23 protein-coding genes are annotated in these 22,030 nt (G+C 61.1%); 12 read left to right on the top strand and 11 right to left on the bottom strand.

All coding sequences use genetic code 11. The annotated features are described in order from the left end of the window. Window positions 1-169: 169 nt before the first annotated feature. Genes livH through KSS97_RS22610 form a run of 4 tightly spaced genes read left to right on the top strand, consistent with a single transcriptional unit; the run spans window position 170 to window position 3,812 of the window. On the top strand, window positions 170-1,093 hold the full coding sequence (gene livH, locus KSS97_RS22595; protein ID WP_014336891.1) for a high-affinity branched-chain amino acid ABC transporter permease LivH: 924 nt from the start codon (window positions 170-172) through the stop codon (window positions 1,091-1,093). Continuing rightward, window positions 1,090-2,346: a high-affinity branched-chain amino acid ABC transporter permease LivM gene (locus KSS97_RS22600; protein WP_030139385.1), complete on the top strand. Its 1,257-nt coding sequence runs from the start codon at window positions 1,090-1,092 to the stop codon at window positions 2,344-2,346. The genes livH and KSS97_RS22600 overlap by 4 nt, the downstream gene beginning before the upstream one ends. Continuing rightward, the gene (gene livG / locus KSS97_RS22605) at window positions 2,343-3,110 is read left to right on the top strand and encodes a high-affinity branched-chain amino acid ABC transporter ATP-binding protein LivG (protein ID WP_030139386.1); all 768 of its coding nucleotides are present in this window, start codon (window positions 2,343-2,345) and stop codon (window positions 3,108-3,110) included. The genes KSS97_RS22600 and livG overlap by 4 nt, the downstream gene beginning before the upstream one ends. Further along, entirely contained in the window at window positions 3,111-3,812 is a 702-nt protein-coding gene (locus KSS97_RS22610) for an ABC transporter ATP-binding protein (protein ID WP_003184675.1), read from the top strand. A 118-nt stretch (window positions 3,813-3,930) separates the two neighbouring features. Here KSS97_RS22610 and KSS97_RS22615 read toward each other — a convergent pair whose 3' ends face one another. Further along, the gene (locus KSS97_RS22615; protein ID WP_217860200.1) at window positions 3,931-4,839 is read right to left on the bottom strand and encodes a LysR family transcriptional regulator; all 909 of its coding nucleotides are present in this window, start codon (window positions 4,837-4,839) and stop codon (window positions 3,931-3,933) included. Between the two features lie 105 nt (window positions 4,840-4,944). On the opposite strand from KSS97_RS22615, the gene KSS97_RS22620 reads away from it, so the two are divergent. The 3 genes from KSS97_RS22620 to KSS97_RS22630 all read left to right on the top strand — a co-directional run bounded on the left by KSS97_RS22620 (window position 4,945) and on the right by KSS97_RS22630 (window position 7,999). Further along, a complete protein-coding gene (locus KSS97_RS22620) occupies window positions 4,945-5,541 on the top strand; it encodes a short chain dehydrogenase (protein WP_217860201.1) in 597 nt (198 codons plus the stop codon). A gap of 61 nt (window positions 5,542-5,602) precedes the next feature. Then, window positions 5,603-6,277 carry a COG3650 family protein gene (locus KSS97_RS22625; protein ID WP_217860202.1) on the top strand — a complete coding sequence of 225 codons (675 nt, stop codon included), beginning with the start codon at window positions 5,603-5,605 and terminating at the stop codon, window positions 6,275-6,277. A gap of 108 nt (window positions 6,278-6,385) precedes the next feature. Further along, a complete protein-coding gene (locus KSS97_RS22630) occupies window positions 6,386-7,999 on the top strand; it encodes an NAD(P)/FAD-dependent oxidoreductase (protein ID WP_030139390.1) in 1,614 nt (537 codons plus the stop codon). A gap of 114 nt (window positions 8,000-8,113) precedes the next feature. On the opposite strand, the gene KSS97_RS22635 is transcribed toward KSS97_RS22630, so the two are convergent. Beyond that, entirely contained in the window at window positions 8,114-9,208 is a 1,095-nt protein-coding gene (locus KSS97_RS22635) for a PLP-dependent cysteine synthase family protein (RefSeq protein ID WP_217860203.1), read from the bottom strand. Window positions 9,209-9,477: 269 nt separating this feature from the next. Here KSS97_RS22635 and nhaA point away from each other — a divergent pair, with 269 nt between their 5' ends. The 3 genes from nhaA (at window position 9,478) to KSS97_RS22645 (ending at window position 12,036) form a co-directional block, all read left to right on the top strand. Beyond that, window positions 9,478-10,662 (top strand): Na+/H+ antiporter NhaA, encoded by a 1,185-nt coding sequence (gene nhaA / locus KSS97_RS22640; protein WP_217860204.1) that lies wholly within the window; start codon window positions 9,478-9,480, stop codon window positions 10,660-10,662. 7 nt (window positions 10,663-10,669) lie between these two features. After that, window positions 10,670-10,756 (top strand): hypothetical protein, encoded by an 87-nt coding sequence (locus tag KSS97_RS28590; RefSeq protein ID WP_303651496.1) that lies wholly within the window; start codon window positions 10,670-10,672, stop codon window positions 10,754-10,756. A gap of 104 nt (window positions 10,757-10,860) precedes the next feature. Next, window positions 10,861-12,036, top strand: coding sequence for an integrase core domain-containing protein (locus tag KSS97_RS22645; protein WP_030138557.1), 1,176 nt, complete (start codon window positions 10,861-10,863; stop codon window positions 12,034-12,036). A gap of 391 nt (window positions 12,037-12,427) precedes the next feature. On the opposite strand, the gene KSS97_RS22650 is transcribed toward KSS97_RS22645, so the two are convergent. Beyond that, a complete protein-coding gene (locus KSS97_RS22650) occupies window positions 12,428-12,892 on the bottom strand; it encodes an outer membrane lipoprotein (RefSeq protein WP_024776354.1) in 465 nt (154 codons plus the stop codon). 169 nt (window positions 12,893-13,061) lie between these two features. Here KSS97_RS22650 and KSS97_RS22655 point away from each other — a divergent pair, with 169 nt between their 5' ends. Further along, window positions 13,062-13,346 (top strand): hypothetical protein, encoded by a 285-nt coding sequence (locus KSS97_RS22655; RefSeq protein ID WP_198797668.1) that lies wholly within the window; start codon window positions 13,062-13,064, stop codon window positions 13,344-13,346. On the opposite strand, the gene pdxH is transcribed toward KSS97_RS22655, so the two are convergent. From pdxH to dinG, 4 genes are all read right to left on the bottom strand, one after another. Further along, entirely contained in the window at window positions 13,294-13,941 is a 648-nt protein-coding gene (gene pdxH / locus KSS97_RS22660; RefSeq protein ID WP_030139394.1) for a pyridoxamine 5'-phosphate oxidase, read from the bottom strand. The two genes, KSS97_RS22655 and pdxH, sit on opposite strands and share 53 nt — an antisense overlap. Window positions 13,942-13,965: 24 nt before the next feature. After that, window positions 13,966-14,958: an OmpA family protein gene (locus KSS97_RS22665; RefSeq protein ID WP_217860205.1), complete on the bottom strand. Its 993-nt coding sequence runs from the start codon at window positions 14,956-14,958 to the stop codon at window positions 13,966-13,968. A 119-nt stretch (window positions 14,959-15,077) separates the two neighbouring features. After that, window positions 15,078-16,223, bottom strand: a complete 1,146-nt coding sequence (locus KSS97_RS22670) for a serine hydrolase domain-containing protein (protein WP_217860206.1) — start codon at window positions 16,221-16,223, stop codon at window positions 15,078-15,080. A gap of 103 nt (window positions 16,224-16,326) precedes the next feature. Continuing rightward, window positions 16,327-18,471, bottom strand: coding sequence for an ATP-dependent DNA helicase DinG (gene dinG, locus KSS97_RS22675; RefSeq protein ID WP_030139397.1), 2,145 nt, complete (start codon window positions 18,469-18,471; stop codon window positions 16,327-16,329). A 99-nt stretch (window positions 18,472-18,570) separates the two neighbouring features. Between dinG and KSS97_RS22680 the strand changes: the two genes are divergently transcribed. After that, window positions 18,571-19,035, top strand: coding sequence for a CopD family protein (locus tag KSS97_RS22680; RefSeq protein WP_030139398.1), 465 nt, complete (start codon window positions 18,571-18,573; stop codon window positions 19,033-19,035). A gap of 137 nt (window positions 19,036-19,172) precedes the next feature. Here KSS97_RS22680 and KSS97_RS22685 read toward each other — a convergent pair whose 3' ends face one another. The 4 genes from KSS97_RS22685 to KSS97_RS22700 form a co-directional block, all read right to left on the bottom strand. Next, window positions 19,173-19,931 carry a collagen-like protein gene (locus KSS97_RS22685; protein ID WP_217860207.1) on the bottom strand — a complete coding sequence of 253 codons (759 nt, stop codon included), beginning with the start codon at window positions 19,929-19,931 and terminating at the stop codon, window positions 19,173-19,175. Then, complete coding sequence (locus KSS97_RS22690; protein WP_030139400.1) at window positions 19,924-20,196, bottom strand: DUF1145 domain-containing protein; 273 nt, start codon at window positions 20,194-20,196, stop codon at window positions 19,924-19,926. Before KSS97_RS22690 ends, KSS97_RS22685 begins: the two co-directional genes overlap by 8 nt. Window positions 20,197-20,352: 156 nt before the next feature. Further along, window positions 20,353-21,078, bottom strand: a complete 726-nt coding sequence (locus KSS97_RS22695; RefSeq protein ID WP_030139401.1) for a PA1041 family peptidoglycan-binding anchor lipoprotein — start codon at window positions 21,076-21,078, stop codon at window positions 20,353-20,355. 90 nt (window positions 21,079-21,168) lie between these two features. Then, window positions 21,169-21,864, bottom strand: coding sequence for a PA1041 family peptidoglycan-binding anchor lipoprotein (locus tag KSS97_RS22700; protein WP_030139402.1), 696 nt, complete (start codon window positions 21,862-21,864; stop codon window positions 21,169-21,171). Window positions 21,865-22,030: the final 166 nt, after the last annotated feature.

The raw sequence follows: 22,030 nt of genomic DNA on the forward strand, positions 1-22,030 counted from the left end.
TATTGGGCCGCGCTGGCGTGATCCGCCAGTCTCCCCACCTGAAAATCTCAAAACCGTCATCAGCGGTTCGCTGGCAAAACCCGCGTTCGAAGTGGATGAAGATCCACGGGGCCGGGCGGGAAAATGACTCCACCAGTGAAATGCGTATCAGGTTTTTAGGAGCGTTGTAATGCCTGACATCTATCACTTCTTCCAGCAGCTGGTTAACGGCCTGACCGTTGGCAGCACGTATGCCCTGATCGCCATCGGCTATACGATGGTCTACGGCATCATTGGAATGATCAACTTCGCCCACGGCGAGGTGTACATGATCGGCTCCTACGTGGCGTTCATCGCCATCGCCGGGCTGGCCATGATGGGACTCGACAGTGTCCCGCTGTTGATGACCGCGGCTTTCATCGCGAGCATCGTGGTCACCAGTTCCTATGGCTACAGCATCGAACGGATTGCCTATCGCCCCCTGCGCGGCAGCAACCGTCTGATCCCGCTGATTTCCGCCATCGGCATGTCGATTTTCCTGCAGAACACGGTACTGCTTTCGCAAGACTCCAAGGACAAATCCATTCCCAACCTGATTCCGGGCAACTTTGCCATCGGGCCAGGTGGGGCACATGAAGTGCTGATTTCCTACATGCAAATCGTGGTGTTCGTGGTGACCCTGGTCGCCATGCTCGGCCTCACCTTGTTCATCTCCCGTTCCCGCCTGGGCCGCGCCTGCCGCGCCTGCGCCGAGGACATCAAGATGGCCAACCTGCTGGGCATCAACACCAACAACATCATCGCCCTGACCTTCGTCATCGGTGCGGCCCTGGCGGCCATCGCCGCGGTGCTGTTGAGCATGCAATACGGCGTAATCAACCCCAACGCCGGCTTCCTCGTCGGCCTGAAGGCCTTTACCGCCGCGGTACTGGGCGGCATCGGCAGCATCCCCGGGGCAATGCTCGGCGGGCTGGTGCTGGGCGTGGCGGAAGCCTTTGGCGCCGACATCTTCGGCGACCAGTACAAGGACGTCGTGGCGTTCGGCTTGTTGGTTCTGGTTCTGTTATTCCGGCCGACCGGCATCCTGGGCCGCCCGGAGGTTGAAAAAGTATGACTAGGCATCTCAAATCGGCGCTTTTCAGCGCCCTGCTGGTCTGGGCCGTGGCCTACCCGGTACTCGGTCTCAAACTGACCATCGTCGGCATCAACCTGGAAGTGCACGGCACCAGCCCGGCCATCCTTGCCACCATCGCGATCTGCTCTGTGCTGATGTTCCTGCGCGTGCTGTTCAGCACGCAGATCAGCGCTGCATGGAAAGCATCGCCCGGCGTGCCGGTGATCCCGGCCAAGGCCAGCAACTTCCTGACCCTGCCGTCGACCCAGCGCTGGATCGTGCTGGGCCTGATCGTCGTGGCCCTGGTGTGGCCGTTCTTCGGTTCGCGCGGCGCGGTAGATATCGCCACGCTGATCCTGATCTACGTGATGCTGGGCCTGGGCCTGAACATCGTCGTAGGCCTGGCCGGGCTGCTGGACCTGGGCTACGTCGGTTTCTATGCCGTCGGCGCCTACAGCTACGCGCTGCTGTCCCACTACTTCGGCCTGAGCTTCTGGATCTGCCTGCCGATCGCCGGGATGATGGCCGCCACCTTCGGTTTCCTGCTGGGTTTCCCGGTCCTGCGCTTGCGCGGTGACTACCTGGCGATCGTGACCCTGGGTTTTGGCGAGATCATCCGTCTGTTCCTGCGCAACCTGACCGACATCACCGGTGGCCCGAACGGCATCAGCAACATCGAGAAACCGACGTTCTTCGGCCTGACCTTCGAGCGCAAGGCCGCCGAAGGCCTGCAGACCTTCCACGAGTACTTCGGCCTGCAATACAACTCGATCAACAAGGTGATCTTCCTCTATCTGGTTGCCCTGTTGCTGGCCCTGGCCGCGCTGTTCGTCATCAACCGCCTGCTGCGCATGCCGATCGGCCGCGCCTGGGAGGCATTGCGTGAAGACGAAATCGCCTGCCGTGCGCTGGGTCTCAACCCGACCGTGATCAAGCTGTCGGCGTTTACCCTGGGCGCTGCGTTTGCCGGTTTCGCCGGTAGCTTCTTTGCCGCCCGCCAAGGCCTGGTGACGCCCGAGTCCTTCACCTTCATCGAGTCGGCGATCATTCTCGCCATCGTCGTGCTGGGCGGGATGGGCTCGCAGTTGGGTGTGATCCTGGCGGCGATCGTAATGATCCTGCTTCCCGAAATGATGCGTGAATTCAGTGAATACCGCATGTTGATGTTCGGCGCCTTGATGGTGCTGATGATGATCTGGCGTCCTCAAGGTCTGCTGCCGATGCAACGCCCACACATGGAGCTGCGCAAATGAGCCGCGAGATCCTCAAGGTTGAAAACCTAAGCATGCGCTTTGGCGGCTTGCTGGCGGTCAACGGCGTGGCCCTGACCGTAAAAGAAAAACAAGTGGTTGCCTTGATCGGGCCGAACGGCGCGGGCAAGACCACCGTGTTCAACTGCCTGACCGGCTTCTACCAGCCCACCGGCGGCACCATCCTGCTGGACGGCGAGCCGATCCAGGGCCTGGCCGGCCACCACATCGCCCGCAAGGGCGTGGTGCGGACCTTCCAGAACGTGCGGCTGTTCAAGGACATGACGGCGGTCGAGAACCTGTTGATCGCCCAGCACCGTCACCTGAACACCAACTTCTTTGCCGGCCTGTTCAAGACCCCGGCGTTCCGCAAGAGCGAACGCGAGGCCATGGAGTACGCCGAGTATTGGCTCGACAAGGTCAACCTCACCGAGTTCGCCAACCGTACCGCCGGCACCCTGGCCTACGGTCAGCAACGGCGCCTGGAGATCGCCCGCTGCATGATGACCCGTCCGCGGATCCTCATGCTCGACGAACCGGCCGCTGGCCTGAACCCGAAGGAAACCGAAGACCTGAAGGCGTTGATCAGCGTGTTGCGCGAGGAGCACAACGTCACCGTGCTGCTGATCGAGCACGACATGAAGCTGGTCATGAGCATTTCCGACCACATCGTCGTGATCAACCAGGGCACGCCCCTGGCCGATGGCACGCCGGAACAGATCCGCGACAATCCTGAAGTGATCAAAGCCTACCTGGGGGAAGCGTAAATGCTGCAGTTCGAAAACGTTTCCACCTTCTACGGCAAGATCCAGGCGCTGCACAGCGTCAACGTCGAGGTCCGCCAGGGCGAAATCGTCACGCTGATCGGTGCCAACGGCGCCGGCAAGTCCACGCTGCTGATGACGCTCTGCGGTTCGCCCCAGGCCCACAGCGGCAGCATCCGCTACATGGGTGAGGAATTGGTGGGCCAGGACTCGGCGCGCATCATGCGCAAGAGCATCGCGGTGGTGCCGGAAGGTCGTCGGGTATTTGCCCGGCTGACCGTGGAAGAGAACCTCGCCATGGGCGGGTTCTTCACCGACAAGGGCGACTATCAGGAACAGATGGACAAGGTGCTGCACCTTTTCCCACGCCTGAAAGAACGTTTTACCCAGCGCGGCGGCACCATGTCCGGCGGCGAACAGCAAATGCTCGCCATCGGCCGTGCGCTGATGAGCAAGCCCAAGCTGCTGTTGCTCGACGAGCCTTCCCTGGGCCTGGCGCCGATCATCATCCAGCAGATCTTCGACATCATCGAACAACTGCGCAAGGATGGCGTGACGGTGTTCCTGGTGGAGCAGAACGCCAACCAGGCGCTGAAGATCGCAGACCGGGCGTACGTACTGGAGAACGGTCGCGTGGTGATGCAAGGCACCGGTGAAGCGCTGCTGACCGACCCGAAAGTGCGCGAGGCGTACTTGGGGGGTTGAATCTCTCGCAATAAAAAACGGCCTTCGGGCCGTTTTTTTTTTCGCCCAGATCGCAAGTGGGCCCCCCTTGTGGCGAGGGGATTTATCCCCTCGCCACAAGGGTAAGCGTCAGTAACTACTACAACCGATCCAACGCTTCCCCACTCCTCTTGAACCACTCAATCAAATAATCAGCCAGCACCTGCGTGCGCTTGGGCAGCCCGCCCTGATACGGGTGCACCAGGTACATCGGCATGCGCCGGGTCTGGAAGTCCCGCAGCAACCAGCGCAGGCGCCCGTCAGCCAATTCCTCGTTGAGCAGGTAAGACGGTAACCGGGCAACGCCGGCACCCGCCAGGGCGGCTTTTTTCAACAGGCTGTAATGGTTGCTGGCAAACGGCCCGGACACTCGCACCCGCAGCAATTCGTGTTGCTGGTGGTACAGCCATTCCTCACGTCCGCTGTAGTGGCTGTTGAGCAAGCACTTGTGCTCCGCCAGGGCCTGGGGTGTTTCCGGCTCGCCGTAGCGCTCCAGATAAGCCGGACTGGCGCAGGTCATTTCATGCCAGGCCAGCAACGGACGAGCCACCAATCGCTCATCGATCGCCGCATCGGAGCGGATCGCCAGGTCGAAACCATCGCGGGATAGATCGCGATAGCCGTTGTTGAGCTCCAGCTCGATCTGCACGTCGGGATAGGCATGGGCAAACTCGGTAAGCAGCCCCTCGAAGAAGGTTTCGCCCAACGAAACCGGAACCGTCATACGCACCGGCCCGGAAACTTCGCCCTTCAAGCGGGCCAATGCCTGACGCGCCCTTTCCACCTGGACCAACAACGCCTGGGCCTGGGGCAACAGCGCAGCGCCCGCCGCAGTGAGACTCAAGCGTCGTGTCGTGCGCTGGAGCAGCAGCACCGAAAACCGTTCCTCCAGAAGACTGATGCGCTTGGACAGTTGCCCCTTGCTGCACCCCAACTGCTGCGCCGCCAAGGTGAAACTTCCAGCCTCGACCAGCACGGCAAACGCGGCGAGGTCGTCTATTTCGCTCATTGGATTGTTTCCAAATGAAAACCAAAGGTTTCCCATTAGCACGCTTATCCCCAGGAAAATCCACTCTAGACTTCAACCTCGTTCAACCCTACTGAGGTACAGCCCATGAAAATCCTGTTGATCGGTGCCAACGGCACCATCGGTTCAGCCATCGATAACGAGCTATCGCCGCGCCATGAAATCGTGCGCATTGGCCGCCACAGCGGTGACGTGCAGGTGGACATCAGCGACAGCGCCTCGATCCGCGCCCTGTTCGAAAAGACCGGGCGCTTCGACGCGCTGGTCTGTGCCGCAGGCAACGTCACCTTCGCGCCCCTGGGCGACATGACCGAGGACAGCTTCGCCCTCGGCTTGAAGGACAAACTGATGGGCCAGGTCAACCTGCTGCTGATCGGCCGCGAATTTGCCAACGACGGCGCATCTTTTACCTTCACCACCGGCGTGCTCAGTCACGACCCCATCAAGAGTGGCGCCTCGGCAGCCCTGGTGAACGGCGCCCTCGACAGTTTTGTACGCGCGGCGGCAATCGAATTGCCGGGGTTACGGGTCAATTCGGTGAGCCCGAACGTACTGCTGGAAGCGATGGACAAATATGCCCCGTATTTCCGCGGTTATAAGCCGGTTCCTGCGGCTGATGTGGCGTTGGCCTACGCCAAGAGTGTCGAAGGCCTACAAACCGGCCAGACTTTTCATGTGGGCTAACCCCCCTTGTGATGAAGGATCAGTCTGAGTAACGTGGCGGCACTTGTCTGGAGACCCAATGATGCGTGCCGCTCGTTCCTTGTTATTTGTCGCCCTTCTTCCACTGTTCGCCGGCTGCCAGTTGCTCGAAGCCCCGCGCCAGAGCGTGTCCCATGCCGGGCAAACGCGTATGCAAGGCGAACTGACGGCAGCGGATGGCAAGCTGGTGTTCCAGCCGTGCCAGGAACAGCGCCGCTACATCGTCAATGACGCTGGCGGCACCAGCGTCCTGCAACAAGCCGCCACCTTGGCGGATGATAGCGGCAAGGTGTTCGCCGACTTGCGCGGTCGCATCGTTTCCAGCGCGTCGGCCGGTACCGAGAGTCAGTTGGACGTCGAGCAACTGTATCGCCTGGAACCTTCGGCGACCGCTTGCGACAACGCTGACTTCAAGCGCGTGATTCTGCGTGCAGCGGGCCACAGCCCAGAATGGGCCCTCACGGCCAGCGGCAAAGGCCTGGTGCTGGACCGCGCAGGCCAGCCCCCACTGGCGGTGCCTTACGTCGAGGAGCAACTGGGCGATGGCCGCTTCAACCTCGGCACCGAAGCCAACGGCCAGAAAGTCGAGCTCTGGGTCACGCCAGCGCGCTGTGTCGACAGCGCCACCGGCAGCGTGCAACACATGAGTGCGGAGTTGCGGGTCAACGGCCAGGTCCAGCGCGGTTGCGCCTATTTCGGCGGCGCGCGCGACGACTGATCCGACGGGAAGCTGTTTAAACCTCACCGAAAGCGGGTTTGCAGCTTATAATCGCCGGTTTGAAATACGCCCTGGCGCAGTAGTGCGTCCCGCGAACCGGATCCTGCCATGTTACGAATCACCGAACTCAAGCTGCCGATCGACCATCCTGAAGAAGACCTGCGTCCCGCCATCGTGCAACGCCTGGGCATCGCCAGCGATGACCTGCTCGACTTCACCTTGTTCAAGCGCAGCTACGACGCACGCAAGAAATCCTCCGAGCTGTGCTTCATCTACACCATCGACCTGACGGTGCGTGATGAAGCCAGCGTGCTGCGCAAATTTGCCGATGATCGTAACGTCAACGAAGCACCGGACATCAGCTACAAGGTGGTTGGCCACGCACCAGCCGACCTTGGCGAACGGCCGATCGTGGTCGGCTTTGGCCCGTGCGGCATCTTCGCCGCCATGCTGCTGGCGCAGATGGGCTTCAAGCCGATCATCCTCGAGCGCGGCCCGGAAGTACGCCAGCGCACCAAGGACACCTGGGGCCTGTGGCGCAAAAGCGTGCTCAACCCCGAATCCAACGTGCAATTTGGCGAGGGCGGCGCGGGGACATTCTCCGACGGCAAGCTCTACAGCCAGATCAAGGACCCGAAATTCCTCGGGCGCAAGGTCCTGCACGAGTTCGTCAAGGCCGGCGCGCCCGAAGAAATCCTCTACGTCAGCAAGCCACACATTGGTACGTTCCGCCTGACAGGCGTCGTGGAAAACATGCGTGAGCAGATTCGCGCCCTGGGCGGCGAAGTGCGCTTCGGACAGCGGGTCACCGATGTGCTGATCGAGGACGGCCAACTGGTCGGCGTCGAGCTGGCCAGCGGTGAACAGATCCACTCCAAACACGTGATTCTCGCCCTGGGCCACAGCGCCCGGGACACCTTCCGCATGCTCCACAGCCGTGGCGTGTACATGGAAGCCAAGCCGTTCTCGGTGGGTTTCCGTATCGAACACCCGCAATCGTTGATCGACAGCGCGCGCCTGGGCAAATACGCCGGGCACCCGAAACTCGGCGCCGCGGACTACAAGCTGGTGCACCACGCCAAGAATGGCCGTTCGGTATACAGCTTCTGCATGTGCCCAGGCGGCACCGTGGTGGCAGCCACCTCCGAGCCGAATCGGGTCGTGACCAACGGCATGAGCCAGTACTCGCGCAACGAGCGCAACGCCAACTCCGGCATCGTCGTGGGTATCACCCCGGAAGTGGATTACCCGGGTGGTCCGTTGGCAGGGATCGAGTTGCAGGAGCGCCTGGAATCCCACGCCTTCGTGCTCGGCGGCAGCAACTACGAAGCCCCTGCGCAACTGGTGGGCGACTTCATTGCCGGCAAACCGTCCACGGCGCTGGGCAGCGTCGAACCGTCCTACAAACCGGGGGTTGCCTTGGGCGACCTGGCCCTGGCCCTGCCGGAGTTCGCCATCGAAGCCATTCGTGAAGCGTTGCCAGCGTTCGAAAAGCAGATCCGTGGCTACTCGCTGCATGACGCCGTGCTGACCGGGATCGAGACCCGCACGTCGTCGCCGCTGCGCATTACCCGCAACGAAACGCTGCAGAGCCTGAATGTGAAGGGTTTGTTCCCGGCGGGCGAAGGTGCCGGTTATGCGGGCGGGATCCTCTCGGCGGGCGTCGATGGAATCCGGATTGCCGAGGCGGTGGCGCGGGACATGCTCGGCCTCGAGGCCTGACACCGGACCTGTGGGAGCGAGCTTGCTCGCGATGGCGGCCCGGCATTCAACACACTTGTTGACTGATCCACCGCTATCGCGAGCAAGCTCGCTCCCACAAGAGGCCTCAGTGATTCAAATATTGGCCCGCAACACACTCTCCGGCAGCGCTTCGCCTCGCTCCACACATGCCGCCACGGCGCTGATCAACGCGTCCAATTCATACCCTTGCTCCTTGAGCCACGCCGGATCGTAATAAGTCGTGGCGTAACGCTCCCCGCCATCACACAAGATCGCCACGATCGAGCCCGATTCGCTGGCGTCCACCATGCATTTTGCGGCAATCAGCGCGCCGATCAGGTTGGTGCCGCTGGAACCTCCGACCCGTCGTCCCAGGCGTTGGGCCAGGTAATGCATGGCCGCGAGGGACAAGGCGTCCGGCACCTTGACCATCGCATCGATGACTTTGGGCAGGAATGACGCTTCGACCCGTGGCCGGCCGATGCCTTCGATCCGCGAACCGCAATCCAGGCGCAGACTGGCATCGCCACTGCGGTAGTAGTCAAAGAACACCGAACGCTCGGCATCGGCACACAGCACCCGGGTGCAATGCTGGCGGTAGCGTACGTAGCGTCCCAGGGTGGCAGTCGTACCGCCGGTGCCGGGACTGGAAATCAGCCAAGTCGGCTCTGGATGCTGCTCGAAGCGCATCTGCTGAAAGATCGACTCGGCAATGTTGTTATTGGCTCGCCAGTCCGTGGCGCGCTCGGCGTAGGTGAATTGGTCGATGAAATGCCCGTCATGCTCACGGGCCAGGCGCTCGGACTCGGCGTAAATCTGCGTAGGATCATCGACCAAATGGCTCTGGCCGCCATAAAAAGCGATCTGTGCAATTTTTTCCCGCGAAGTGCTCGCAGGCATCACCGCGATGAATGGCAGGCCCAGCAATCTCGCGAAGTAAGCCTCGGAGATCGCCGTCGATCCGCTGGACGCCTCGATCACCGGCGCACCGGGCTTGAGCCAGCCGTTGCACAACGCGTAGAGAAACAGGGATCGGGCCAGTCGATGCTTGAGGCTGCCGGTGGGATGACTCGACTCATCCTTGAAATACAGCTCGATGCCCGGTAATCCAGGCAACGGCAGCGGGATCAGGTGCGTATCGGCGCTGCGCTGGAAATCGGCCTCGATGATGCGAATGGCTTCGCGCGCCCACTGGCGGTGGTCGTTCATGGTGTGTGTTCTCATTGGCTCGGTACGACACAGGCAGACCGAGGGCCGTGGGGCACGATCTGGTTCGGAAATACGAGACGCAAGCTTAGGAAAAAACCGACATCCCGCACAGGTACAGCTAAGGTCCAATATGGCACGGAACTGCCTGACCACCTGGGACGGCGCTTTGTAACGATATATAACAAAAAAGAATATAACTTTTGTTTTAGCAACCAACCGTACGGGTTAGGGTGTGCCATCTTTTTGAAATTGATGAATGGAGAGCAACCTTGGCTCTACGTAATTCTTTGTCACGTTTTTTCCAACTCGAAGCGGCCAGTGGCCTGTTGCTGATCGCCGCCGCTGTGCTGGCCCTGGTCATCAACAATTCGCCATTATCCTGGCTTTATGCCGGCTTGCTGGACACGCCCGTGGTTGCCCAAGTCGGTGCGCTGAAAATCGCCAAGCCCCTTCTGCTGTGGATCAACGACGGTTTGATGGCGTTGTTCTTCCTGCTGATTGGCCTGGAGGTCAAGCGCGAGGTACTCGATGGGCAACTGTCGAAGCCTTCGCAAATCGTCTTGCCGGGCGCAGCGGCGATCGGTGGCATGCTGGTGCCCGCACTGATCTATTGGTTCCTGAACCGCGACAATCCCGCCGCTCTTGCCGGCTGGGCCATTCCGACGGCCACCGATATTGCCTTCGCCCTGGGCGTGCTGGCATTGCTCGGCAAACGGGTGCCCGTATCGCTCAAGCTGTTCCTGATGACCCTGGCGATCATCGATGACCTGGGCGCCATTATCATTATCGCGATCTTCTATTCGGGTGCCTTGTCGACCTTGTCGCTGGGACTGGCGGCCGCGTGCATAGCCGGCCTGGTGGCGATGAACCGGATGGGCGTGGTCAAGCTCGGCCCCTATATGGTGGTCGGGCTGATTCTTTGGGTCTGCGTGCTCAAGAGCGGCGTCCACGCCACGCTGGCGGGTGTGACCCTGGCGTTCTGTATTCCGTTGCGCACGAAGAACGCCGAAACCTCTCCGTTGTTGACGCTGGAGCATGCCCTGCATCCCTGGGTGGCCTACGGCATCCTGCCGCTGTTTGCCTTCGCCAACGCCGGTCTGTCGCTGAGTGGCGTCACGGTGGAGAGCTTCACTCACCATGTGCCGATGGGCATTGCGATCGGTCTGTTGCTTGGCAAGACCGTCGGCGTGTTCGGCCTGACCTGGCTGGCCGTCAAGATCGGCATCGCCAGCCTGCCCAGCGGCGCGAACTGGGGCCAGGTGCTGGGGGTGGCGATACTTTGCGGGATCGGCTTTACGATGAGTCTGTTCGTGGGTTCCCTGGCGTTTGAGCCGGGTGTGAGTGAGTACGCGGGCATGGATCGGATGGGGATTCTTACCGGATCGATCCTGGCGGCGTTGATTGGGTATGGGGTGACGGCTATGGCCAGTCGCAGGGCTGCGCTGACGTCGTGATTTTTTGATGGGGTGTATATCCGTTGCTGCGGTAATGGCTGCTGGCGGTTCCGCCCTTACGGCGGCTCACTTTTTTCAGACGCCAAAAAAGTAAGCAAAAAGGCTTGCCGGTATGACTCACCCACATGGGTTACAAATCAGTTCACTCACATAGGTAACAGTTTTTAACTGGCAGGGTCGGTTTTCGAGGATCTGACCATGCCATGGCGAGAGCTGAAACCTATGGACCTGAAACTGCTGTTCATTGCGGACTTCATCAAAGGCCCGCCCAGCTTCAGTGCGCTTTGCCAAGCCTACGAGATCAGCCGCAAGACTGGCTATAAATGGGTCGAGCGGTATGAGAGGGAAGGGCCCGCCGGACTGGAAGAACATAGCCGTCGTCGGCTTACCCAGGAATGGGTAGTGCCGCTGGCTGTCCGTGAGGCGATCATTGAGTTACGCGGTCGGGGTGAGACAGAGCCTGGCCCCAAGAAAATTCAGGCGGCTTTGCTCGAGCGTTTTCCTGACCAGGCGCCGCCATCAAAGACGTCGATCTACAACATCCTAAAGAAAGCTGAGCTGGTCAAACCACGCCGATTGCGTCAACGAGTGGCGGTTTATCCCAAACCACTGCAGAAAGCAGAGGCTCCCAACCAGCTATTCAGCGCCGATTACAAAGGCCAATTCCTGACAGGTGCGGGCGTCTGGTGCTATCCATTGACGATCATGGACCATGCCAGTCGTTTCTTGCTCGCTTGCCACAGCATGGCTAGCACCAATTTCCAGGAAACCCAGGCGGTGTTTACTCAGGTGTTTCGTGAACATGGTCTGCCGGAGCGCATTCGTACCGACAATGGTGTTCCGTTTGCGAGCAAAGGGCGTGCGGGCCTTTCCCAGTTGTCCATCTGGTGGTTGCGTCTAGGGATCATTCCCGAGCGGATCGCCCCCGGCAGGCCGGAGCAAAATGGCCGACATGAACGTATGCATCGAACGTTGAAAAGCACTCTTCCGTCACCCCCTGCAGTAGCGTGGGAGGCTCAACAACGGCACTTTGATCGTTTCAGGCAACATTACAACTATGAGCGTTTGCACGAGGCTCTTAATCAGAAGACACCCGCGTCCTGCTATGAGCCTTCGTCCCGCCAATATCCCGAGAAGCTTCCCGAGATGACCTACCCGAGCCATATCGATAGCCTCCAAGCGGACTGCTCGGGCATCGTCAATCGTCGTGGTGTAAGGATCTACGTCGGCTATGTGCTCAAGCACCAGACCATTGGACTGGAGCAAATAGAGGACGGGATCTGGGATGTTATCTTCGGTCCAATCATCCTTGGACGGATTGATGTAAGAGATGCCATTGATGGCTACGTGACACTCCGGGTGTTACCTATGTGAGTGCACTTTTTTGTAACCCATGTGGGTGATCCGTATATGCCCCACCACTCGGCACCTCGCCTAGGCTCGGTGTGCCCTCACTCCGGCATTGCTCCGTGGGCCCGCCGCGATGGGCCATCCATGGCCCTGCGCGGCTATCCCGGCATCCATGCCGGGATGCCCACTGCGCATGCCTGCGTTCGGCCAGCGTGGTTTAACGGGGCATCAAGATCAAGATCAAAAGCAGAGCAAGAGCAAGAGCAAGAGCAACAGCAACAGCAACAGCAACAGCAACAGCAACAGCAACAGCAACAGCAACAGCAACAGCAACAGCAACAGCAACGGGACGTGCGTTCAGCAGTTCCGTCGCTGAGCCATTGCTATCGCAGCAAGCTCGCTCCTACTTTTTTAATTAGTGCGATACGCGACTCGTACCGCCGACTGTGGAAATCCGCACCCGCTCACCTACGCGGAACACTTCATTCTCCTGAACCTGCTGCACATAGGCACGCATGCTGCCGTCATCTTCACGAACAGTAATTTCAACACCCTGGGTACGGGTCAAACCTTCTTCAGTAGCGGAGCCGATCAGGCCGCCGGCCACTGCACCGATGACGGCGGCGACGATGCTGCCGCGGCCACCACCGATGGCGCTGCCACCTACGCCGCCGACCACCGCACCGGCAGCTCCGCCGATCGGGGTCTTGGTGCCTTCGATCTTGACCGGGCGCAGGGATTCGATGGTCCCCATACGAATCGTCTGGACGCGACGCGCTTCGTCACGAGAATAGGAGTCACCGGTCAGGCTCGACTGACAGCCAGTGAGCAACATCGCCATCGTGGAAAAGGAAGCAACCAGCAAAACAGACTTACGCATAGCATCAACTCCAAAAGACAGGGATCCATTAAACTCCCCGGCTTGACGCCTGTCACGGCTTCACCGGGAAAATCTGCTTTCATTCAGGTGGGATACAGGCGCACCCGAAAAAATTCATCACACAGTAGCGCCAATTTCAAAAGTCTGCGTCACCGACCCAGGATTTTTCATGGATTACTTCATCATTATCGCGACCACCTTGGCCGGCCTGTACTTCCACTGGTGGCTGTACGTACGCATCAAACGTTGGGCGGACCGTGACCTGGCGTTGTCACTGGCGGGGCAGGACGAGCAGAAGAAAAGCTACATGTTGGAACAATTGGCTCGCGCCGGTGAACAACGAATCAAGCGGCGGGACCTGCCGCAATGGCTCCAGGCCGCCGCGGCAGGTTATCCGGATGTCACGGCGCCAGGCGCTCACGAATCCAGTCCGCCCCTTGAAGGCGGTAGTTGAGACGGTCGTGAAGGCGGCTCGGGCGGCCCTGCCAGAACTCGATACGCTCGGGCAGCAGGCGATAACCGCCCCAATGCTCGGGGCAATGGGGTTGGTTGTCGCTGAAGCGCTGCTCGGTGGCCTTGAGCAGGTCCTCAAGCTCGCCGCGTCCGGCGATTACCCGGCTCTGGGGTGAAGCCCAGGCACCGAGGCGACTGCCCAGCGGCCGAACCTGGTAGTACGCGTCCGATTCCTGCGCAGAGACTTTCACAACCTTGCCTTCGATGCGCACCTGGCGCTCCAGGGTCGGCCAGAAAAACGTCATGGCTGCGAATGGATTCGCGGCGATCTGTTGCCCTTTGGCGCTGTCGTAGTTGGTGAAGAATGTGAAGCCCTGGGCATCCAGTCCCTTGAGCAGCAGGATCCGACAGTGGGGACGACCGTCCGCATCCACGGTCGCCAGGGTCATGGCGTTGGCCTCCACCGGGGCCTGTTCGGTTTTCACCGCGTCGGCGAACCATTGGTGGAAAAGCGCGAACGGCTCGCCCGGGGCTTGTGCCTCGGTCAAGCCATCGCGGGTGTAGTCACGACGCATATCAGCCAGCACTTGGGTCATGGCGCGTTCCTTGTGATCAGCCAATCACTGTTTTGGGGTGTCGGCGGCAGCGACTTTTTTCGCATCGGTCGCAGCCTTGGCCGGCTCTGGTTTCTTCGCCGGGGTGGCCTTCTTGGCCGGGCTTTTCTTCGCAGGTGTCTTCGCAGGAGCCTTCTTGGCCGCAGCTTTCTTGGTGACCGGGGCTGCGGCTTTTTTCGGCGCAACGGCTGGGGCCGGGGTCGCCGGCTTCACATCCTGGGCTGCGACCATCGTCACCGGTGCAGGGGCCGGCATGTTGTATTTGCTCAGCAAGGCAACCATGGTATTTGCCGGGGTGACCAACAGCTCCACACGACGGTTCAAGGCTCGACCTTCAACACTGTCGTTGGCCGCACGTGGCGCCACCGAGCCCATGCCGCGCAGCATCAGCCGATCGCGCTGCAGTCCGCTGAGGCGGAAAATCGCAGCGACGGACTGGGCACGTTCCTGGCTGAGCTTCAGATTGGCTGGCGCCGCGCCGGACGTATCAGCGTGGCCGAGGATCAGCACGGCGGTTTTCGGATCAGCTTCAAGTACCTTGGCGACACGGGTGAACGGGCCGAGTGTCACCGGTAGCAGCATGGCCGGACGGTCAGGGTTGAACGAGCCGTCCACGGGCGCCGTGACCACCAGCACGTTATCGCGACGCTCCAGCTCAAGCTTGCTGTCCTTGATGGCGGTGCGCAGCTTCGGCTCATAGTCGTCGAGCCAGGCCTGGGTGACTTTAGGGTCAGGCATCGGCACCGCCTTGGCGGTTTCCTGATCCTTGCCGCCGAATGGCCACCACCATTTACCGTTGCTCTCGGCTTCGGCTTTCGCCTGAGGTGCAACAGCGGCGGGTTTCACAGGAGTCTTCGGGGCCGGATCCTTGCTCGCAACCTTGTCGGACGACCCGAAAGGCCACCAGCCGCTGCCGCCCTCGGCATCATTTTGTGGATTTTGTGCGCAACCGGTAATAGCGAAGCACAGCGCCAGAGCGAGGGTTTTGTTCGATGACATTGGATAATCCACAAAATGATCTAAATGAAAAAACAAAGGCCATGTTCCGGCCGCATAAACAGACGCTTGGAAACCGAAAGGAACACGAGGTTCCTGTATCCACTCACTTCAGTGGCGCTTTATAGACAAGTGGCAAGCACCTTCGCAAGGTTCTGCGCACGGGGATCCATCAAGACATAGGGCCCGAGTGTATTGGTCACGAAACCGAACGCGACGTCATGTTCCGGGTCGGCAAAACCGAGGGAGCCTCCCGCCCCAGGGTGACCAAACGCTCGCGGGCCCAGGCCAAAGGTCGCGTTTGGCACATCCGGTTGATCGAGCATGCAGCCCAGGCCGAAGCGGGTCTGGGTCAATAAAGTCTTGTCCTCGCCGAAGCTGTGCTGGCGGGTCAGCTCGTCGAGCATTTCACCTTCCAGCAGGCTGCCGTCGAGCAGGCCGGCGTAGAATCCCGCGAGACTGCGGGCGTTGCCATGGCCATTCGCTGCCGGTTGCTGCATACGCCGCCATTCGGGCTTGTTGGTGCTGGTCATGATCGATGGCGGGTTGGTGAAGGCCCGGGTGGTCATCGCCGTGGGCTCGCGCATCGTCACTTGCAACAGGCGCTGGGCCGCTGCGTCGCCGACGTTGCCTTTGCCCCGGGCGATATGCGCCACGCGATGAAACTCTTCGTCGGCCAGGCCAACGTGAAAATCCAGGCCCAAGGGTTTGGCGACCCGCGCCACGATGGATTCCCCCGGCCCACGGCCATCGGCCCTGCGCAGCAGTTCGCCGACCAGCCAGCCGTAGGTGATCGCGGCATAACCGTGGCCTTCGCCCGGCGTCCACCAAGGTGCTTCAGCGGCCAGGGCATCGACCATGACCTGCCAGTTATAAAGTGCTTCTGGCGCCAGCAGTTCTCTCAGCGCCGGTAGACCTGCGTGGTGGCAGAGCAACTGGCGCAGGGTGACGGACTGTTTGCCGGCCGCGGCGAATTCAGGCCAATAGCGCGCGACCGGGGCATCCAGCTGCAACTTGCCCTCGGCCACCAACTGCAGGGCCGTGACGGCGGTGAATGTCTTGGTGCAGGAGAACAGGTTGGCGATGGTGTCGCTGTGCCAGGCTTCACTGCCATCCTTGTCGGCGGTGCCGGCCCAGATGTCGATAACGGTGCGGCCACCCACCTGGATGCACAACGCAGCGCCACGTTCCTGGGGATCGTCGAACAGCGCGGCGAATGCTTCACGCACCGACTCGAACTGAAGCTCGTAATGACCTTGAATTTGCACCCGCAACTCCGTTGAAACAAAGACTTTTTCAGGTGGCTGGCATTGTTTCAGCCATTGGTGTTTTTGTGAACCTTCCCGAGACGGCTGGTTGTGGCGACGGGATTCAGGAAATCTCCCGCCGAAACGGCGGCAGCGCATTGAGGATCGCCTTGCCGTAGCGCTGGGTCACCAGCCTGCGGTCGAGCAAGGTGATGGTGCCGCGGTCCTCCTCGGTACGCAGCAGGCGACCGCAGGCCTGGACCAGTTTCAGCGAAGCGTCCGGCACGGAAATCTCCATGAACGGATTGCCGCCCCGGGCTTCGATCCATTCGGCCAACGCGGCTTCCACCGGGTCGTCCGGGACCGAGAAAGGAATCTTGGCGATCACCACGTGTTCGCAGTAGGCGCCGGGCAAATCCACCCCTTCGGCGAAGCTGGCCAGGCCAAACAGTACGCTGGAATCGCCGCCATCGACCCGCGCCTTGTGCTTGTTCAAGGTTTCCTGCTTCGACAGGTTGCCCTGGATGAACACTTGCTTGCGCCAATCACGGTCAAGCCCATCGAAGACGTCCTGCATCTGCTTGCGCGAGGAAAACAGCACCAGGGTGCCTCGCGATCCCTCCACCAACTCTGGCAGGTCGCGAATGATCGCCGCGGTATGGGCGGCGGCGTCCCGTGGATCGGCCTTGAGGTCAGGTACCCGCAACACACCGGCATCGGCATGATGGAATGGACTCGGGACCACAGCGGTCACGGCTTTTTTCGGCAGCCCGGCGCGCATGCGGAAGCGGTCGAACGTGCCCAGGGCAGTCAGCGTAGCGGATGTCACCAGCGCGCCGTAGGCCACGTTCCACAGGTTGCGACGCAGCATCTCCGCCGCCAGGATCGGGCTGGCATTGACCTCGATGTCGAACAGCGAACCGCTTTCGGCCAGGGTCAGCCAACGCGCCATCGGCGGATTGTCTTCCGGGTCTTCCGTGGTGAAAGCCGTCCACAGTTCCCAGTTGCCCTGCGAGCGGGACAGCAGGCTGCCAAACAGCGGGTACCACTCCTCGGCCTGGTTGCTGGCGATCCCGATGTTGACCTCGCCATCCATGCCCTCCTTGAGCAGGTCGGTCAGGCGGGTGAACAGGTCGGTCAAGCGGGCAAAGCCTTTCTTGAGTTCGATGCCCATTTCACGCATATGCTCGGGGATCACCCCGCCGACAAACCGATGCCGTGGCCGCTCGCGGCCCTCGACGTCTTCGCCGGGCTTGAAGTCCGCAACCTGTTCACAGGCAGTGAACATGAACTGCTGGTTCGTCTTGATCTCCCGCGCCAGCTCCGGCACCTGCTCGATGAACTTGCCCAGGTCACCCGGCAACGGATGCTGGGCCAGCAGTTTGGTGAGGTTCTTGGCGGTGGTTTCCAGCCAGTCGGCGGTGGAACGCAGCCGGGTGTAATGGGCGAAATGCCCGATCGCCTTGTCCGGCAGGTGATGGCCTTCGTCGAACACGTAGATCGTGTCGCGCGGGTCCGGCAGCACCGCACCGCCGCCAAGGGCCAGGTCGGCCAGGACCATGTCGTGGTTGGTGACGATGACGTCGACCTTGCCCATGCCTTCGCGGGCCTTGTAGAAGGCGCACTGGCCGAAGTTCGGGCAATGGCGGTTGGTGCACTGGCTATGGTCAGTGGTCAGGCGGGACCAATCGGCATCTTCCAGGGCCGTAGACCAACTGTCGCGGTCGCCGTCCCATTTATTGCCGGCGAGCTTCTCGATCATGCTGGTGAACAGCTTCTGGCTGGCTTCATCAACTTCGATCTTGAAGCCTTCTTCTTCGAACAACTGGGCCGTGGCGGTCTGCGCATGGCCTTCCTGGAGCAACATGTCGAGCTTGGACAGGCACATGTAGCGGCCGCGGCCCTTGGCCAGGGCGAAGCTGAAGTTCAGCCCGCTGTTGCGCATCAGGTCGGGCAGGTCCTTGTAGACGATCTGCTCCTGCAGGGCGACAGTGGCCGTGGCGATGACCAGGCGCTTGCCTGCAGCCTTGGCGGTAGGAATGGCCGCCAGGCTGTAGGCCACGGTCTTGCCAGTACCGGTGCCGGCCTCCACCGCCACGACGGCCGGTTCGCCACTGCGCCGGCCTTCGTCGTCGGTGTCGATGTCACCCAGGACTTTTGCCACTTCGGCAATCATCAGGCGCTGGCCATATCGCGGTTTGAGGCTCTTGGCTTCGAGAAAACGCGAATAGGCGCCCTGGATCGTGGTTTTGAGTTCGGTGCTGATCATGAATGGTCGGGCGCAAAAAACGCTGGATAAATTTTCAGTGGTTCGGATCGGCGGCTATCATACCCCGCTAATGAATCCTGCGCAGAACGGAGTGACCCAATGACACCCTTTGCCCTTGTCTACACCCTGCATTTACTGGCGGCCCTGGTCTGGGTCGGCGGCATGTTTTTCGCCTGGATGGTCCTGCGTCCCGCCGCAATCACGGCGCTTGAAGGCCCTGCCCGGCTGAAATTGTGGGTAGAAGTGTTTCAGCGTTTTTTTGTCTGGGTCTGGATCGCCGTGGTGCTGCTGCCGATCAGCGGCGTGGGCCTGATCCACATGCGCTTCGCCGGTTTCGAAACCGCGCCACGTTATGTCCAGGTGATGATGGGCTTGTACGTGGTGATGACGGCGCTGTTCATTCGTATCCAGGGCTTGCAACTGCCCGCATTGCGTAACGCGGTGACGGCGCAGGACTGGCCAACGGGTGCGGCGGTACTGGGGAAGATTCGGCGATTGGTGGGGATCAATTTGTTGATTGGCTTGCTGGTGGTGGCGATTGGCGCGGCGCGGCCGATGTTCTGAAAATCACATATAGCCCTGTGGGAGCGAGCTTGCTCGCGATGACGGTGTATCAGGGGATACTTCATCGACTTAAACAACGCTATCGCGAGCAAGCTCGCTCCCACAGGTCTTTCACAGGTCTGAATCAGGATGTTTCTTTAGAACCGCTGCACCGTCACCGCCCCCGCCGCTCCAGCGGGCCCAGGCTGGCCATCGGCGCCAGGGCGACCGCTCTTGCCGCCGTCGGCGGTATAGACCAGGCAACCCTTGGCCTTGCCGCCTGCGCCGGGTTTGCCACCGTGACCGGCCGGGCCACCGGCGCCACCGTCCACCGTCACCTTGATTTGCTCGTCCGGGTAGGCCCGGGGCAACTCAAGTCGAACCAGCGCGCCGGCCGCGCCCGGCTGGCCATCACCGCCATTGCTGCCGTCGGCACCGCGGCCAGCCGACCCCCAGGTGCACCCTGGCGCCTGTCCGTTGGCGCCGTCCAGGCCCACGTAACCTGGCGCCCCCGTTCCACCCCGCGCGTCCACCGACAGCAGGGGCGCGTTCAACGCATTGAAGCGCAAATTGAGATTGCGCCCCGGCCGCGCCGCCTTCGTATAGGTGCCCGGCGCGCCGCGAGCCGCGATCTGGCTTCCCTCGGCCAATTCGGCCTGGGCCACTTTCAATTCCAACGCCTGTTGCGCCGGCACGATCGCAATCCGCGCCTCGCGCCCCAGGTGCAATTGTCCGACGGACAGTTCCGTAACGTTCGAGGGCACGAGCAACGTGCCGAAATCAGCGACGTCCAAGCGCTCCAGCGTCAGCGAACTGGTGGTGTTGGGCAGGCGCACCAATGAGTTGCTTTCGACCTGGACCACTTGAGCGCTCGCCATTGGGCACACAAATGCTGCAAGCAGACACAATTTACGCATGGGAAGCCTCTGGCGCGGTCGGAAGGGTTTGCAGGTGGAAGATGCCGAACATCAACACTCGGAGGCGATCACGACCAGGGGCGGGACGGCCACGAAAGCTGGCCCTGAACCACAGCAGTTCAAGCACATGGAGAACCAGTAGAAACGCACCGGCGAAATTGACCAACAGATGCAGCGGATGGACGAATGGCATGATCAGGTTAACCAGCACCACCAGCCAGAACAGCAGCGTCAGTAAACGCCCCAGCCCCCAAAACACCTTCATATGGCCCTCCGACGGACATTATTGTTTGGCGCACATTAACGGCTTGCGCGCTGGATAAGCCAGAGGGCGGGACAAATTTAATCCTGGCGTCGACCGGCGTCCGCCGAGTCGCTCGCATCACGACTCGGCGGTGCTGTGTCAACGCAATCCATGGACTCAACGCTGAATATGCAACTCCACGCGACGGTTCTGGGCGCGCCCTTCCTCGGTCTCGTTGTCGGCCACCGGTTCGCTTTCGCCCTTGCCCTCGCTGGTGAGTTTTTCCGGAGCCAGGCCCTGGGTCAGCAAATATTCCACGACGCTGCTGGCCCGACGCTCGGACAGCCCTTCGTTATAGGCATCGGTACCGACGCTGTCGGTATGGCCGACCACGCGGATGCTGGCGACATTGGCATGGCTCAGCTTGCCCATCAGCCCATCGAGCTGACTTCGCGCTGCCGCCGTGAGATCGGATCTATCAAAATCAAACAGCACCTTGCCTGCGTCATTAAGGGTAATGACTTCACTGGCCGGCGCTTGCGGTTCGACCGGTGGGGCGCTGGCCGGATATTGCGGCAGCGGGCAACCATGGTGTTCGACAGGCGTGTCGGCCGGTGTATCGGGACAGCGGTCGCGGCGATCGAATACACCGTCGCCGTCTTCATCGCCATCCTGGGCGTAACAGATCAAGCCGCCGCCGAGCAGACCCAACGCCGCGCCGCCAGCGGCCCAGCCGCTGCTTTCGATGGCGCCCAGCCCGCCGCCGACCAGCCCACCGATCAAACTGCAGATCGGCCAGGTGCGCTGGTTGAGAGGTGCGCTGCCGTCGCTGTGAGTGGCGCAACCGGACAACAGACCGCTGGCCAGCAGTACCGGTAAGGCAACCCTGATGAGAACCTTCATGATGAATGCTCCTGTGTCACCGGCCCATACCGGTCACACAGGAGTAAAGACCCGCATCCGCGACTGTACAAGCCGCGGATGACAAGGGTTTCAGCGGTTTATCTTGATTTCGGTACGGCGGTTCATCGCGCGTCCATCGGCGGTTTTGTTATCCGCGACCGGCTGGCTTTCCCCGGCGCCCGCCACGGAGACGAAACTGGCGCGAGGCACACCGCTGTCGACCAGGTATTGAACCACTGAATTGGCCCGTTTTTCCGACAGCTTCTGGTTGTAGGCATCGCTGCCAACGCTGTCGGTGTGGCCAGTCACGCGCAGTTGCGCGGTGGAGCTTTCCTGCTTCAACCGGGTCGCGATGGTGCTGAGCACGTCCTTGTCTGCCGGCGTCAGCGTGGCCTTGTTGAATTCGAAGTGCACATCGCGAACCACGATGGTTTCTTCCTTGACCACCACAGGCTCCTCGGCCATTGGCGCCGGAGCGGGCGGTGGGCAGCCGTCGGCATCGACTTGCACGCCCTTCGGCGTGCCTGGGCACTTGTCGCGGCTGTCCGGGACACCATCGCCGTCCTCGTCGCCGTCGCCATGCACCCAGCAATAAGCCGCCGCCATGCCGCCTACGTACAAAGCGCCGCCGCCAGCCCACGAAGTGCTTTCTATGGCGCCTAATCCCGCACCAATTGCCCCCCCGACGGCCGCACAGGTCGGCCAGTCGGTTTTCTGCAAACCTGCGCAACCAGTCAACACACTGGTTAGCAGCACCAGGGGTAACGCTGTCCGAACTATGCTCATCGGGTTTTCTCCTTGAAGGATCGGCTTTTGCGCCGATTCAGGGGAGTAAAGACCCGACTGCCGATCTGCGCCAGCAACCGGCCATATCCGGTTTGGGTCCGTGTTTGCGGCGCTTCGATGAGTTTTAATGACAACCGCTCTAGGCCGTGATCCCAGCGCACGCTAT

This window comes from Pseudomonas alvandae (assembly GCF_019141525.1).
In the GTDB taxonomy this organism is placed as follows: domain Bacteria; phylum Pseudomonadota; class Gammaproteobacteria; order Pseudomonadales; family Pseudomonadaceae; genus Aquipseudomonas; species Aquipseudomonas alvandae.

Bases quoted from the DNA above. Each gene is read 5' to 3' on its own strand.
- KSS97_RS22615 (WP_217860200.1), bottom strand. From the start codon at position 4,839: ATGAGCGAAATAGACGACCTCGCCGCGTTTGCCGTGCTGGTCGAGGCT.
- KSS97_RS22700 (WP_030139402.1), bottom strand. From the start codon at position 21,864: ATGAGCATAGTTCGGACAGCGTTACCCCTGGTGCTGCTAACCAGTGTG.
- livG (WP_030139386.1), top strand. From the start codon at position 2,343: ATGAGCCGCGAGATCCTCAAGGTTGAAAACCTAAGCATGCGCTTTGGC.
- KSS97_RS22635 (WP_217860203.1), bottom strand. From the start codon at position 9,208: ATGAACGACCACCGCCAGTGGGCGCGCGAAGCCATTCGCATCATCGAG.
- KSS97_RS22625 (WP_217860202.1), top strand. From the start codon at position 5,603: ATGCGTGCCGCTCGTTCCTTGTTATTTGTCGCCCTTCTTCCACTGTTC.
- KSS97_RS22600 (WP_030139385.1), top strand. From the start codon at position 1,090: ATGACTAGGCATCTCAAATCGGCGCTTTTCAGCGCCCTGCTGGTCTGG.
- KSS97_RS22665 (WP_217860205.1), bottom strand. From the start codon at position 14,958: ATGTCATCGAACAAAACCCTCGCTCTGGCGCTGTGCTTCGCTATTACC.
- KSS97_RS22690 (WP_030139400.1), bottom strand. From the start codon at position 20,196: ATGAAGGTGTTTTGGGGGCTGGGGCGTTTACTGACGCTGCTGTTCTGG.
- livH (WP_014336891.1), top strand. From the start codon at position 170: ATGCCTGACATCTATCACTTCTTCCAGCAGCTGGTTAACGGCCTGACC.
- KSS97_RS22650 (WP_024776354.1), bottom strand. From the start codon at position 12,892: ATGCGTAAGTCTGTTTTGCTGGTTGCTTCCTTTTCCACGATGGCGATG.
- dinG (WP_030139397.1), bottom strand. From the start codon at position 18,471: ATGATCAGCACCGAACTCAAAACCACGATCCAGGGCGCCTATTCGCGT.
- KSS97_RS28590 (WP_303651496.1), top strand. From the start codon at position 10,670: ATGGGGTGTATATCCGTTGCTGCGGTAATGGCTGCTGGCGGTTCCGCC.
- KSS97_RS22610 (WP_003184675.1), top strand. From the start codon at position 3,111: ATGCTGCAGTTCGAAAACGTTTCCACCTTCTACGGCAAGATCCAGGCG.
- KSS97_RS22685 (WP_217860207.1), bottom strand. From the start codon at position 19,931: ATGCGTAAATTGTGTCTGCTTGCAGCATTTGTGTGCCCAATGGCGAGC.
- pdxH (WP_030139394.1), bottom strand. From the start codon at position 13,941: ATGACCCAAGTGCTGGCTGATATGCGTCGTGACTACACCCGCGATGGC.
- KSS97_RS22620 (WP_217860201.1), top strand. From the start codon at position 4,945: ATGAAAATCCTGTTGATCGGTGCCAACGGCACCATCGGTTCAGCCATC.
- KSS97_RS22680 (WP_030139398.1), top strand. From the start codon at position 18,571: ATGACACCCTTTGCCCTTGTCTACACCCTGCATTTACTGGCGGCCCTG.
- KSS97_RS22630 (WP_030139390.1), top strand. From the start codon at position 6,386: ATGTTACGAATCACCGAACTCAAGCTGCCGATCGACCATCCTGAAGAA.
- KSS97_RS22695 (WP_030139401.1), bottom strand. From the start codon at position 21,078: ATGAAGGTTCTCATCAGGGTTGCCTTACCGGTACTGCTGGCCAGCGGT.
- KSS97_RS22655 (WP_198797668.1), top strand. From the start codon at position 13,062: ATGGATTACTTCATCATTATCGCGACCACCTTGGCCGGCCTGTACTTC.
- KSS97_RS22645 (WP_030138557.1), top strand. From the start codon at position 10,861: ATGCCATGGCGAGAGCTGAAACCTATGGACCTGAAACTGCTGTTCATT.